We start from the raw sequence: 13,404 nt of genomic DNA, 5'->3' as shown, positions 1-13,404 counted from the left end.
CTTCTAGAAGCGTTTGCAATTTACTTGGAGGATTTATGCGCACCGGAATTTCACTGTATTTTGCCAGCGGATACGAGGCTAATGCTGAGGTTGTGGCAAAAGCGCAGGCAGCCGGATGCCACTATGCATTCACTTCTCTACAGATTCCCGAGGAAGAGGGGATTGATTATCGCACTGAGGCTCGTAAGCTCTTGGAACTTTGCAGGAAGGCAGAAATCAACCTCATTGCCGATGTTTCTCCTGCAACTCTTTCTAAACTTGGCGTTCAGAAGTTTGACGAACTTGCTGAGCTGGGCATTACGTATGTGCGTCTTGACTTTGGGTTTGATGCGGCAGAGACCGTTGAGCTTTCTCGCAAGTTCCATGTGGTCTTTAACGCTTCGACCATCATCAAGGATGACATTTCCGCATGGCGAGCAGCTGGTGCCGACTTCACTCGTTTTGCCGCCTGCCACAATTACTATCCCAAGAGCTACACGGGCCTTTCGCTGGAGCGCGTCGCACAGATTAACGCACGCCTTTCGGCGCTTGGATTCCAGATTTTCTCGTTTGTTCCTGGCGAGATTTTCCGCGGTCCTCTCTACGAGGGACTGCCAACTGTCGAGGAACATCGTGGGCTTTCTGGTGATGCGCTTGTTCAGGGAATGCTTGCGCTTTATGATGCAGACTCTGACGTGGTACTCATTGGTGACCCAGATGTTACTGAGGCTACGTGGAAGCGCATTGGTCAGCTTGAGCAGAATTGTATCGAGCTAAAAGCCGAGTTAAAACCTGATTTTGAGTATCTGTATGACCGCTTGCAGACCGATCGGCCTGATTCCAGCTCGTACATTATCCGTTCACAGGAGTCCAGACTCTGGAAAGATGCTCCAGTGTACGACGCGAAGCCTTCTACCTGGGAGACTGTTGCTACTGGCGCCATTTTGGTGAGTAGTAAAGCATATGGTCGCTATGCAGGGGAACTTTCGATTGCTCGAGGCCTGTTGGAGCTTGATGCTCGCGATAACGTCGCAGGAAACATCTGCGAAGAAGACCGAGCATTCTTGCCGTACATCCACTCTGGCCGCGGCTTTAGGTTTATCCGCAGGTAATTAGCCGCTTTCTGCTAGTTGAGTTGCTCGTGCGAGCGCGCCATATGCGCCGTGGTTACGCGGTGGCAAGTATGGCGCGCCAGAGCGCGTTGGTCGCACGGGGTGCACGAGGCGCACGCGGGCGCTCGAGGTGCACGAGGTGCACGAGGACACCTCGACGTGCATAAAGACTGCCTAATATTCACAAAAACTAATCAAAAAATTGATATGTCATTTAGAGGGTACTGTTTTGGGTAAAAAACCCGTTTAGTTGGAAATAAATTTTTGATTTTATCATTTTGGCATTTACGTTTAAGCAGTTCAGAAATAATGTGAATGCACATGAAAAATTCGTCCAATTAAAAGAGCTGGTAAAACGCTTGCATAGAAGTTTGTCAATCCTGTATACCCCAACTAAACGCATTTTTTACCACTTCGCACTGAAATGGGCCATTTTTGGATCAGAGAAAGTCATTTCGCACCAAAAAGGCCAGTTGGCGCCAAAATGGCATGCGACCAAACTATGTGCAACCGTGTTTCGCACGAACAATAAGCTTCCTAAATAGCAAAGACTTTCCCACTCAACAAAGAATTGCCTGCTAAACAGACTACCTCCCATTTCCTCGGTGTCGGGAAATAGGAGGCAGCTTAAAAGGTAATGACACTTACAGCCTTTACAACCTGACGATAACATCCTCGGCTGGCTGGCGACGCTTCTGGACAGGATCCATATCACGATAGCCCAGGCTAAGCATGCAGGAAACGCCAAAGTCGTTGTACTGGCCGCCGTCGAGAAGACCCTCTTCTTCCAAAATCTTATCGACAGCCTCGCGGTTGAAGCCCTCGATTGGACAGCTATCAACACCAATCATAGCGGCCATAGTGAGCATGTTCGAAAGCGCAATGTAGGTCTGCTTGCAAGCCCAGTCAAAGGTGGCGCGTTCGTTACCTACCAGGTTAAACATGTTCTCCTGGAAGTTTTTGAAAGCAGCCGCATAGGTTGGTTCAAAGTCTGCAGGAAGCTGCTTGATGTCGTGCATCATGTGCTTGACGTAAGCAGACTCTGCATTGACGTTCTTGCGAGCAAGAAGAATAACCAGGTAGTGAGCGCCGTTAAGGGATGCGCGAGCACCATAGCATGGCTCGTAAAGTTTCTCTTTAAGGCGAAGTGACTGCTCAGAGGCCTGATCCTCTCGCAGATTAACAACCAGGAAGCGCCAAGGCTCTAGACCGTAAGAGCTTGGTGCCAAACGACCAGCCTCAAGGATTACCTCAAGGTCCTCGTCAGAGACGTTCTTGGTAGGGTCGTACTTTTTAGTTGCAAGTCTCCACTGGTAGGACGAGAGAACTTTGTTTGCAACGTGTTGTGCGGAACAGGCCATACGTGGTCCTTTCTTGTTGGTGGTGCTCTGGTGAGCTGGAGGTACGCTGTTGGACGGCGGTGAGCTGGGAGGTGCGGTGAACCGGGATCGTTGTCCAGGAATGCGACACTCGGGAACATGACGTTTGTGAGCTGGGAGGCGCTATGTGCGGAAGGCTACTCAGAAACGATAAAGCGACCAGGCTGTCCAAGCTCCCACGTACCCTTGAGGTCGGCGGCAAGCTCAAAGTGCAGCTTGGAAATGCCCAGGTCGTAGTCTTGGACAAGGTGGCGCTGGTTAGGCATAGACGCGCTTACCACGCCATCTGTCAGGTCAAATACAACGGGAAGCTTGTTGATGGCGGTCGGGCATGCCAAAACCGCATTAATACCGCGGTTAAACCACTCGGGCATCTGCTCTGGCTCAGTTGGCTGGCCGTTTGCCGTCATAATCTGCGCAGGCTTCTTGGTGCGCAGGCGAATTGCGGTACGAATGCCCTCCTGCTTGAGCGGAATCTTCTCCGGAGCATATCCGATAGAAATAATAATGCCCAGCTTAAGGCCGTTGTACTCGTCGCGAGCCAGGGTCTTCCAGTCCATGGTCTCGGCAATCCAGCATGAACCAATGCCCAGCTGGGTGGCGAGAAGTACGATCTTCTCGCCATAGTAGCCGATGAGTTCACGGGCAATTGCGTCTTCACAATAACCTGCTACGTAGTGGTAAATGGGACCGACAATAGACCTGTTCTTCATGTGGACGGAAGTGCCGTCCTCAAGGTGAGGGCCCTCGATGGTAAGGATTGCGGGGTGATCAGGCGCTTTCTCTGCCATCTGGGCATTTGCGACGTCAATGGCTTCCTGGAGCTGAGAAAGTTTCTCTTGCTCAATAGGCTTTTGGTCGTACGCGCGCAGAGATATGCGCTGGTCCATAGCTTCTTTTACGTCCATCGTGGTCCTTCCTAGAGCAAGGTTAAAGCAGCGAGCCAAATCGCTTAACATAGAGGCTCTTAATTATGGTGATAAGAACCATATACCCGCTCATGAGTGTAGTTAGCCATCCAAAGAATGATAAAGGTAGAGCAACAAGACTCAAGGGCTGGGCGAACACCGACAGATACGGAAGAGCACTGACCACAATGATTCCCGCGGTGGTTAGAGCAAGCAGCGATGCCGATGGCATACTCTGAACAAACGGAATCTTGTTGGTTCTGAGTGCGTGGAGAACAAAGGTCTGGGTCCACATGGATTCTATGAACCAGCCTGTCTGGAAAGACAGAATAAAGAGTGCCTGAGCTGCGGTATTTCCGGCTGCGGTAAGTTCAGCCCAGGTTCCTCCTGCAAGCGCAGGGGAGACTATAAAGAACATGAGCGCAAAGGTCAGTACATCAAAGATTGAACTGACTGGTCCGATCCAAAGCATAAAGTTTGTAATCGAATGAGCGTCCCAAGAGCGAGGGCTTGAAAGGAACGAATCGTCAACGTTATCCCAAGGAATCGCAATGCAGGTAACGGTGTACGCAAGACCTAAAAGGAGCAGCTGGAGGGCGCTCATAGGCAAGAACGGCAGGAAGAAGCTGGCCACCAAAACGGACAGCACGTTACCAAAGTTGGAGCTTGCGGTTGCCTTGATGTACTTGATGGTGTTGCCGTAGGTTCTGCGACCCTCTTCGACACCGTGTTCAAGTACCAGCAGATCTTTCTGCAGCAAGATGATGTCTGCGGACTCTTTTGCCACGTCAACGGCGGTATCGACGGAGATTCCTACGTCGGAAGAGCGCATGGCGGCAGCGTCGTTAATGCCGTCGCCCATGAAGCCGACCACGTGGTTGTTGGACCTGAGCGCAGAGACAACGCGAGCCTTTTGCATAGGGGAAAGCTTTGCAAAAAGCTGGGTCTTCTCGACACGCTCTTTGAGCTGCTCATCGTTGAGATTCTCTACGTCGCTTCCAAGTAAGAGCTCGTCAACGTGGATGCCCACCTTCTTGCAGACGGCGGCTGCGACGCCTTCGTTGTCACCGGTGAGTACCTTGACCTGCACGCCTCTCTGGTTGAGCTTGGCAATTGCCTCGCGAGCGCTCTCTTTTGGTGGATCCAGGAAGGCCAGGTAGCCAATAAGCACCATGTCGCGCTCATCGTCTACGCCAAACTCGCCGACGCCGCGAGGGTCGCTCTTCTGAGCAACGCCAACCACGCGCATACCCTCCTGATTGAGCTGGTAGACGCGGTCCATAACGCTCTTGCGCTGGGTGGGAGTCAGCGGCTTAATCTCGGAGTCCAGGTCAACATAGGAGCAGGCGTTCAAGACTTCCTCGACGGCGCCCTTGGTGATCATTTGCGTCTTGTCAGTTTTAGTGTTTCTCACCACAACGCTCATGCGGCGACGTTCAAAGTCAAACGGGACCTCGTCGATTTTCTCGTACTCAATGCTTAGCAGGTTGGTGGGCAGCTCATCGTTTGAGGTCTTGATGATTGCGTTGTCAATAAGGTTGCGAAGGCCGGTCTGGAAGTAGCTGTTCAGATACGCATGGCGGAGTACGCGGGGATCCTCTTCACCCAGAATGTTGAGGTGGCGCTCAAGCACAACCTCGTCTGCGGTGATGGTACCGGTCTTGTCGGTGCACAGGATGTCCATGGCGCCCAGGTTTTGGATAGCGGCCGGATTCTTGACAATAACGTCCTGCTTGGCCATTTGCGTTCCACCGCGAGAAAGGCAAGTGGTCACAATAACAGGCAGCATCTGAGGGGTAATGCCAACGGCAACAGAGACGCTGAAGAGCAGCGCGTCAAACCAGTCACCCTTGAGGAATCCGTTTGCAAAGAACACGATGGGGCACATGATCAGCATGAACGAGACAAGCACCTTGGAGACAGACTTGAGACCCTCGTCAAAGCTGGTCTCGCCGGCAGGCTGCTGGAGCAGCTCAGACATGGTGCCCACGTAGGATTTGTTGCCGGTTGCAACTACCACTACCGTTGCGCTTCCTGACTGAACCGTAGTGCCCGCGAACAGCAGGTTTGTGCACTCAGAGAGCGAGAGGGGATAGCGGGTGCCATCTGCACGGCGGCGAGCGTGTACTACACCAGCGGTTTTCTCGACAGGTTCTGATTCTCCGGTGAGCGCGGTTTCGTTGACAAAGAGGTCCTTGGCGTCCAGAACGCGGCAGTCCGCGGGGATCATGTCGCCCGAGGCAAGGCGGATGATGTCGCCAATAACTACCTGTTCAAAGGGGATTTCTTCTCCCAGCGCGGAAGCAAGCTTTGGCTCTTCAGGAGCTTCGGCCTCGTCGGCGGCGTCTTCGACATCGTCGGCGGCGTCTTCGACATCGTCGGCGGCTTCATCTGCGGCGTATTCGTCCTCGAAGTCTACGGCGGCATTTGCAGCGTCATCCGAGCCCTGGTCGACGGCCTGCTCAGTGCCCGTGTCATCAAAGTCGATAGGACGGCGGATAACTCTTGTGGTGGAGGTTACCATTTTGGAGAGCGCAGCCGCCGCTGAAGCTCCCTTTGAGCTCTGGACAAAGTCGATAATGCCGGAGATAAGCACCATTGCGGTAATGATGACGACGGTTGACGGGTCCTTCTCGCCATCCGCGGCAAGAGCCACATTAGTGATGTATGAAATGCCAGCGAGGGCAATCAAAATGAAGGTGAAAGGGCTTGCAAAGCTCTTGAGTAAGCGGATGATAAAGGGCTCCTCAGCGGCGCTGGTAATGACGTTTGGGCCGTCGAGGTCGTATTTTGCTTGCGCAATGTCAAGGGCAAGACCGTCCGGAGTGGTGTGGAATTTTCTACAGACGCTCTTCACCGAGTGAGTTGCGGCAAAGGTCAAGGACTGCCCAAGCTCTCCCGAGGTGGTCTGAGTTGTCTTTGGTTGGTCTGTGCGCTTCATGATTGCCATGTGCACCTCCGATGATTAGTGGGGACGAATGACTAACTGGTTGGTGTATGACGCAAACTGAAAGCGTTCTGTTATGTGCGAGATTTGAAACAGAATGGTCTGAAACCGGGCATAGATTTATATATCTACAGAATCAAAATAATTACAAACGAGCAGGTAAATCTGTAAATATATAAGTCAATAAGAGTTCTTTCAGTTTCAATTCAGTTGAAATCAAATCTAAAACTTTTTATGAGAGGTTTCTTTATATCCTATACGCACATGAACAGAATCATCGTCGGCTGTCATACGTAAGCCGCTACTTCGACCAGGCATATAAAGCACCTCCTTAAAATTAGGTGTTTTGCAAGAGCAACGTCACTTAAAAAATGAACGTCCGTCCACTCAAGCACTCTAAGAGTAGTTGGGTTGACGAGATTGGTCAAGTAATTACTATATACCCTATAAACAGGACATTTATTTAATACATACTGTCGAGAAGAACGTCGGGCTGCAACGTCGAGAAGTGCGTTTTACATCGCGGTGAGTGCCGAACCGAACTGTTGACCGGCAACGTTGAGCGCTGCACTCTTGCAAGAAAGGGACTTCACATGGGCAAAGTGATTGTATTTGGAAGCCTGAACATGGATATCTCCATCGAGGCTGATAAGATGCCTCAGCAGGGTGAGACCATCGGCGGCAAAAATCTTGTCACCAGTCCAGGTGGAAAGGGTGCCAACCAAGCAGTTGCTGCAGCTCGAATGGGTGCAGATGTCCACATGATTGGTGCTGTTGGTGCTGACTCTTTTGGACAGGACCTCAAGCAGTCACTTATTGGTTACGGAGTCAATGCGGAGCAGGTAGACGAGCTGTCTGGAGTCTCCACTGGTGTTGCCGTAATCGTGCGCGTTGCCGGCGATAATCGCATCATTTTGGACCATGGCGCTAATCACGCACGCACAGTTGACGACGTAAAAGTAGTGCTCGATCGCATTGCGGAGCCGGGTGACGTGTTCTTGACGCAGTTCGAGTGCGAGTTGTCGACCACGTTTGAGCTTATCAGGTACGCGCATGAGCTGGGGCTCTATACGATGGTAAACCCATCGCCCGCGGCTACCATGACCACCGGTCTTCTCGCCAGCGTGGACTTGCTCTGCCTGAACGAGATTGAGTTTGCGGACCTGTTTGGCGAGGGCAAGATTAGCCCGCTGGCAGAGCCCGAGGCTGCGGTGCAGAAGGTGCTTGAAAGCGGCGTGGCAACTGCGGTGTTGACGCTGGGGTCCAAGGGTTCGATTACTGCCGACGCACACGGCGTTTACCAGCAGGAATGCTATCGCGTGGACACCGTGGACACTACCTGCGCGGGAGACACGTTTATGGGCACGCTTGCCGCGTTCCAGGCGTCGGGGCAGCTAGAGGGCCACGGCATCAAGCAGGCGCTTGACGTGGCCGCGAAGGCTGCGGCACTTGCCACTACTAAGGTTGGTGCTCAGCAATCAATTCCAACGTATCAGCAGGTAGTTGAGTTTTAGGTTAAAATTACCGTGATTGTTGCTTCATAACTCGCAGTCTATACGCAGTTCAAACGCACAAAGGAGACTTATGACAACGCTTTCAACTAAGACGCGCGTCATCATTGACACGGATCCCGGCATTGACGACGCCATTGCGCTGGGATTTGCCTTGGCCGCAAAGGCGCTGGATGTCAAGCTTATTACTACCGTCAGCGGAAATGTTGGCATCGAGAACGTCACCAATAACGCTCTCAAGCTGCTCAAATTCTGGAATCAGCATGTGCCTGTTGCGCGAGGCGCTGCCGAGCCTCTGCTCAGAAAACCGATGGACGCAAGTGACGTCCACGGCGCCTCCGGAATGAGGGGCTACGAATTTGACGGCATTCAACCGGACTGCCTGCTCGAAGAAACTGCACTTGAAGCACAACATCGTGTCATCATGGAGGGTGCTTCGGCTGGCGAGAAAACCACGCTGGTGACGCTTGGTCCTCTGACTAATATTGCACTGTTGCTGAAAGCATATCCACAGGTCAAAGAGCATATCGAGCGCATTGTTATGATGGGCGGCGCTCTGACCCGTGGAAACCTTGGCGTTATGTCCGAGTTTAATGTGGGTGTTGACCCCGAGGCAGCAAAAATTGTCTTCGCATCCGGCGTTCACGTGGCCATGGTTGGCCTTGAGGTGGGCGACGCTGCTCGCGTCATGCCCGAGGACATCGAGAACATCCAGAACTCCGGCAAGAGCGGCGACATGCTGGTCAAGCTGCTGCTCAACTACCGCGTTCACTACCAGGAGGAGGGCTTCAGCATGTACGACCCAACGGCCGTGGCCTACCTGCTGGCTCCTCAGATGTTCGAGACCAAAGACGTGTTTGTGGACGTTGAGTGCGCTGGAGGCTTAACCGCTGGCTGCACCGTCGTTGACCTGGCCGGATACCTTGGCGAGAAACCCAATGCAACCGTGTGCGTTGGAGTTGACCAAAAGGCATTCCGCACTTGGTTTGTCCACCAGATCCAAAAGTGCAACGTCCTCGACGGCTCCGCACCTGCAGTTGAAGGCGTGCTGCTGGACTAAATGCTGCTGAACTAACATCGTCGCTCCAAAACTTACAAGAAAAAAGCCTCTTCTCGCCGTTGAGAAGAGGCTTTGTTGTGCGTAAAAGTGCTGGTTGGAAGCGCAAATTAGCCAATGATAGTCATTACGATAGGAATGACAATCGCAAAGAGTACCGTTGAAGTTGCAACAACGTTAGTTGCAAATTTGACGTCAGCCTTACCCTCGTTTGCCAGAATTGGCAGAACGGTTAGCGCTGGAACTGCGGCCTGGATGATAAACGTTCTAGTTTCAAGTACGTTCTGTGTACCAAACACGCCGGTAAACGCCATGATTACGCCAACCATAATAAGCGGGGCAATAACAAATTTACCAATAAGCGTAATTGCCGTATCGCGGTCAATTCGAATGCTCGAGAGTCCCGTTTCCTGCAAAATAATGCCAATATAAATCAGAGAAAGTGGCGTTACTAGGTTGCCTAAATACGTAAGACCAGTGTTTACAACTGCTGGAACAGGGATGTTGAACACGAGAAAAACGAGGGCTACTAAGAAACCAAGCAATGGTGGTGGTAACAACTTGCTGATATTGAATTTGTGCTCAGCTGCGTTGTTTTTCTCGCCATCATTTTCTGTTGGCATTGGATCACCGTAAATGAAGAAGATTCCAATTGCCCAGGTAGAAATAGTGTTCATGATGTAGTACACCAAGAAGTACGGTACGGCATGCTCGCCAAAGAGCGCAAGATTAAGCGGCATACCAATGAAGATGGTGTTGGCATTTGCAAAGGTATTGAGCATCAAGCCTCGGCGACCTGGTTGGACGCGGAAAACGTTGATAACCAAAAATCCTACGACATAAGACAAAGCAAAGCTGACCGCTGCAATTAGCACCGAGGGACCAAGCTGAAGCAGCTGGTTGAGAGACAAGTTTTTTAGTACCGCTACAAAAATGGAGGAAGGAAGCGCCACATTCATAATCAGCTTAGATGCTTGACCTGCAAATGTATCGTTGAGCCAGTCAATCTTTCGCAGCACATAACCAAGCACAATAATCAAAATGATAGGCAGCACATTCTGTAATGATGTCAAAAAGACAGACATTCTATGCCTCTAACTCCTTGTAGACAGGGAACCACTTAAGGGCGTCAACTGCCTCTTTTGCATCGGCAATTGGCTCGCGGTTCAGACCCTGCCTAATTGCCTCCCCTGCAACGCCAACAGCAATACGCTCGGAGAACTCGGTAATCTTGGAGACTGGAGGAAGAATTGCCGCACCGGGTTTTGTGGTGTCGACGATTCCACCAAGCGAGTGAGCTGCCAGCGAAATCATCTGGTCTGTGAGTAGGCGAGCCTTTGCGGCGAGGGTTCCCAGTCCAAGACCTGGATAAATCAGAGCGTTGTTAGCCTGACCAATCTGGTAGGTTACGCCGTTGAGCTCGACGTCGTCTGAAGGGACTCCGCAGGCTACAAGCGCGCGACCGTCTGTCCAGGTCAGCAGGTCTTGGGCGGTTGCTTCCGCAAGTTTAGTTGGGTTGGACAGAGGGAAGACCATGGGGCGCTCGCAATGAGCTGCCATTTCGCGAATAATCTCTTCGGTGAACGCTCCATGAACGGTAGAGGTTCCAACCATGATTGTTGGGTGAACCGTCTTTACAACGGCTGCGAGGTTGGTGAGCTCGTCAGCGTTTGCGAACTCAGAACGCTTGCGAGCAAATGGCTTCTGCTGTGGAGTGAGGTTGTCCATATCGTCGAAGAGTAGACCCTGACGATCTACCAGGTAGAAGCGCTTTCGAGCCTCTTCACGGTCCATTCCCTGGTCCACAAATTCCTGAAGCACACGCTCAGCGATGCCGCAACCAGCAGTTCCTGCGCCAAAGCAGAGATATACCTGGTCGACGAGTTTCTCGCCAGAAATATTGAGGCCGCCGAGGATGCCTGCAAGGGTAACAATACCAGTACCCTCGACGTCGTCGTTGAAGACAGGGTAGGTGTTCTTGTAGCGGTCCAGGATTGCTGCAGCGTGCGAGCGGCCGAAGTCCTCGAAGTGCAGGTAGAGGTTAGGGAAGAGCTTCTCGACAGTGGTTACAAAGTTGTCAATGAATGCGTTATAGCGATCTTCATCAACACGCTTGTGGCGTTCACCCAGGTATAGTGGGTCATCGAGAAGTTCCTGGCGATTGGTACCAGCGTCAATGACAACAGGCATAATGCGGTTAGGGTCAACACCAGCTGCGGCGGTGTAAACCATGAGCTTGCCAACGGAAATTTCGACGCCGTTAGTGCCCCAGTCGCCGATGCCCAGAATTGCCTCTGCGTCGGTGACGACAATCAGGTCGATGTCTCTACCTGCGGCTGCGTTCTTCAGCGAGGTCTCAAGGTCCTCAGGACGATCAACTGATAGGAAACATGCATACTGTGGATCGACATAGCGCTGAGAATACTGCTCAATATCCGGAGCAATAGTTGGATCGTAGACGATAGGCATGAACTCTTCAACGTGCTTGGAGAACAGGTTATAGAACAGCGTGCGGTTCTCGGAGAAAAGCCTCATGAGATAGTGACGCTTTGTCTCGAGGTCAGGATACTGCTGGAAAAGCACGTATGCCTGCTCAGCTTGCTCCTCAATGGTCTGGATGTTAGGAGGAAGAAGGCCTACCAGGCCATATTTCTGTCGCTCCTCCTGCGTAAAAGCGGTTCCCTTGTTCAAAAAAGGATCATTCAGTAGTTCAAAACCCGTCTTCATGATGCCTCCTTAGTGCATCAGCTGTAATAATTGCCGTATTTGGATCAGATAGAATATGTTTTCTATCTGCGATAACAATACCCATATTCTGTTACGTATTTACGAGAATTAGAATAAATCTTCGGGTTTTGGAAAAATATTTTCTCATCAAACATATATGTTCAACTGCGCATATATAAATTTGGTTAAACTGACAAGGTGATGTTTTCTAATCCCAAGGTGATGTTTTCAAATCCGTTTGAAAGAATCGTTTTAACGGAGAAATGTAAGACAGAATTAATGTCAACTGCGGTTTTGCTGAGCGCTTGTCATGCAAGTGGTAAAAAATGCGTTTAGTTGGAATATGCAGTCGCGACTAGTTTTTATGCAGGCCATCTACCTGCGGTTTTGTTACGGATAAAAATAGCAAAATCTGGACACTTTTTGCTACCTGCGCAAATGCAAGTCAGGAATTTCCGTGATTGCGATTTGACTTCCAACTAAACGGATTTTTTACCCAAAAGAGGGGTCAAATTTTGGTGAGTCAAATTTTTGATACAAAACTCCGCATAAAGAAGGTGGAATATGCAATTTTCTCGGGTGATTGGATGTTGCTCGGTCAATTGGATAGTAGCCGGCTCTCAAAGCGACGTTATTTCACCACAACAGCGCCTTCGGGAAGTGCGATATCCGCATCAGTTGCAATTAAAAGGTTGTTACCTGGTGTTTTAGGAGTATCGGGCCACTCGGGCACATACGCGACGTGTGCAAACTCCTGCGCAAACACGTCCGAAACCTGTGAAAGCAGCGCAGAACCGCGACCTTCCAGCGGACAGCGAACATCGGCCAGATACACCCCGTCAGCTGCAAGTTTTTCTTTGACCGTTTGTGCACCAGCCGCTGTTCCCAGGGGTCCAAGAGATTTTCGACCAGCAAACACCTCGTTTACCAGCACGTTAATGCTGCTAGCATCTGCATCCTGCAGAACCTTCCAGGCGTCGTCCTCGACAATACGCAGCTCACTTGAAGCCGCAGCTAGAGCCTCGTCCAGAAAGAAATGCTCGCGCGCAAGCGAGACTATCTTCGGATCAATCTCGATCGCATCAATAACGCCGCCTTTCATGTGCGTGGCCAGGTGCTTTGGCAGCGAGAAACCTCCGCCGCCCATGACTACAACGTGACCTCGAGCAGACACCTGCTGGATGACCTTCGCCATCATGCGGTGATAGTGGATGCAGAGCTCAAAGCGCAGCTCAGGCGCAATGTAGCTCACGGACTGGAAGGTGCCGTTAACGTTGAGCAGCCTAATGGGCGTACCGTCGGCGTCCTCGGAGTCAAAAATCATCGTGAGGCCAAATTTGGTACGCGTCACAAAAACGCCTCGAGTGCGTAGAATTAACAGAAATAGCTGGTAAATACCAATAACGGCAAGACCCGCTACGGTCGACCAGATAAAAAATGTCCAAAAATCATGTAAGACCATGTTAATTCCTTGTTAGTAAGGTTTCCCTCGGTTATACTAGCCGATACGGCGTTTTTTCTGAACGCTTTTACAGGAAAAGATTTTCTGGGGGTTTATATGATTTTAGGACTTGGTATTCCTGAGCTTCTGATTATTGTTGTCGTTGTTATGGTCATCTTTGGACCTAAGAACCTTCCAAAGCTCGGCAAGGCTGTCGGCGAGACCGTCAAGAGCGTTCGTGAGGGCATGGAGTCTGAGACCAAGGAAGAAACCAAGGAGCCAGAGGCTGAGCTCGTTGAGGACGAAGAGTCCAAAAAGGCTGAGTAACCCCATCTCACACGTA

10 protein-coding genes are annotated in these 13,404 nt (G+C 51.2%); 4 read left to right on the top strand and 6 right to left on the bottom strand.

Features of this window, described 5'->3' with window-relative positions:
- The first annotated feature begins 35 nt into the window (after nucleotides 1-35).
- Nucleotides 36-1,091 carry a MupG family TIM beta-alpha barrel fold protein gene (locus ACO5GU_RS01715; protein ID WP_484929774.1) on the top strand — a complete coding sequence of 352 codons (1,056 nt, stop codon included), beginning with the start codon at nucleotides 36-38 and terminating at the stop codon, nucleotides 1,089-1,091.
- A 653-nt stretch (nucleotides 1,092-1,744) separates the two neighbouring features.
- On the opposite strand, the gene ACO5GU_RS01710 is transcribed toward ACO5GU_RS01715, so the two are convergent.
- The 3 genes from ACO5GU_RS01710 to mgtA form a co-directional block, all read right to left on the bottom strand.
- Nucleotides 1,745-2,452 carry an NAD(P)H-dependent oxidoreductase gene (locus ACO5GU_RS01710; RefSeq protein ID WP_314018755.1) on the bottom strand — a complete coding sequence of 236 codons (708 nt, stop codon included), beginning with the start codon at nucleotides 2,450-2,452 and terminating at the stop codon, nucleotides 1,745-1,747.
- A 155-nt stretch (nucleotides 2,453-2,607) separates the two neighbouring features.
- Entirely contained in the window at nucleotides 2,608-3,429 is an 822-nt protein-coding gene (locus tag ACO5GU_RS01705; protein ID WP_484929772.1) for a nitroreductase family protein, read from the bottom strand.
- Complete coding sequence (gene mgtA / locus ACO5GU_RS01700; RefSeq protein WP_484929770.1) at nucleotides 3,401-6,328, bottom strand: magnesium-translocating P-type ATPase; 2,928 nt, start codon at nucleotides 6,326-6,328, stop codon at nucleotides 3,401-3,403. The genes ACO5GU_RS01705 and mgtA overlap by 29 nt, the downstream gene beginning before the upstream one ends.
- 590 nt (nucleotides 6,329-6,918) lie before the next feature.
- On the opposite strand from mgtA, the gene ACO5GU_RS01695 reads away from it, so the two are divergent.
- Both ACO5GU_RS01695 and rihC read left to right on the top strand, forming a co-directional pair.
- On the top strand, nucleotides 6,919-7,839 hold the full coding sequence (locus ACO5GU_RS01695) for a ribokinase (RefSeq protein ID WP_484929768.1): 921 nt from the start codon (nucleotides 6,919-6,921) through the stop codon (nucleotides 7,837-7,839).
- 70 nt (nucleotides 7,840-7,909) lie between these two features.
- The gene (rihC, locus tag ACO5GU_RS01690; protein WP_484929766.1) at nucleotides 7,910-8,896 is read left to right on the top strand and encodes a ribonucleoside hydrolase RihC; all 987 of its coding nucleotides are present in this window, start codon (nucleotides 7,910-7,912) and stop codon (nucleotides 8,894-8,896) included.
- A gap of 107 nt (nucleotides 8,897-9,003) precedes the next feature.
- Here the strand turns inward: rihC and ACO5GU_RS01685 are convergent, their stop codons facing one another.
- The 3 genes from ACO5GU_RS01685 to ACO5GU_RS01675 form a co-directional block, all read right to left on the bottom strand.
- Nucleotides 9,004-9,978, bottom strand: a complete 975-nt coding sequence (locus ACO5GU_RS01685; RefSeq protein WP_484929764.1) for an AEC family transporter — start codon at nucleotides 9,976-9,978, stop codon at nucleotides 9,004-9,006.
- A gap of 1 nt (nucleotide 9,979) precedes the next feature.
- Nucleotides 9,980-11,620 (bottom strand): malolactic enzyme, encoded by a 1,641-nt coding sequence (locus ACO5GU_RS01680; RefSeq protein WP_484929762.1) that lies wholly within the window; start codon nucleotides 11,618-11,620, stop codon nucleotides 9,980-9,982.
- A 631-nt stretch (nucleotides 11,621-12,251) separates the two neighbouring features.
- A complete protein-coding gene (locus ACO5GU_RS01675; protein ID WP_484926461.1) occupies nucleotides 12,252-12,971 on the bottom strand; it encodes a spermidine synthase in 720 nt (239 codons plus the stop codon).
- Between the two features lie 207 nt (nucleotides 12,972-13,178).
- On the opposite strand from ACO5GU_RS01675, the gene tatA reads away from it, so the two are divergent.
- Nucleotides 13,179-13,388, top strand: a complete 210-nt coding sequence (gene tatA, locus ACO5GU_RS01670; protein ID WP_484814313.1) for a twin-arginine translocase TatA/TatE family subunit — start codon at nucleotides 13,179-13,181, stop codon at nucleotides 13,386-13,388.
- The last annotated feature ends 16 nt before the right edge of the window (nucleotides 13,389-13,404 follow it).

It is taken from the genome of Lancefieldella sp. (assembly GCF_057237245.1).
Note: the sequence above shows the minus strand (reverse complement) of the source record. Positions and strands in the feature narration are given on the sequence as shown.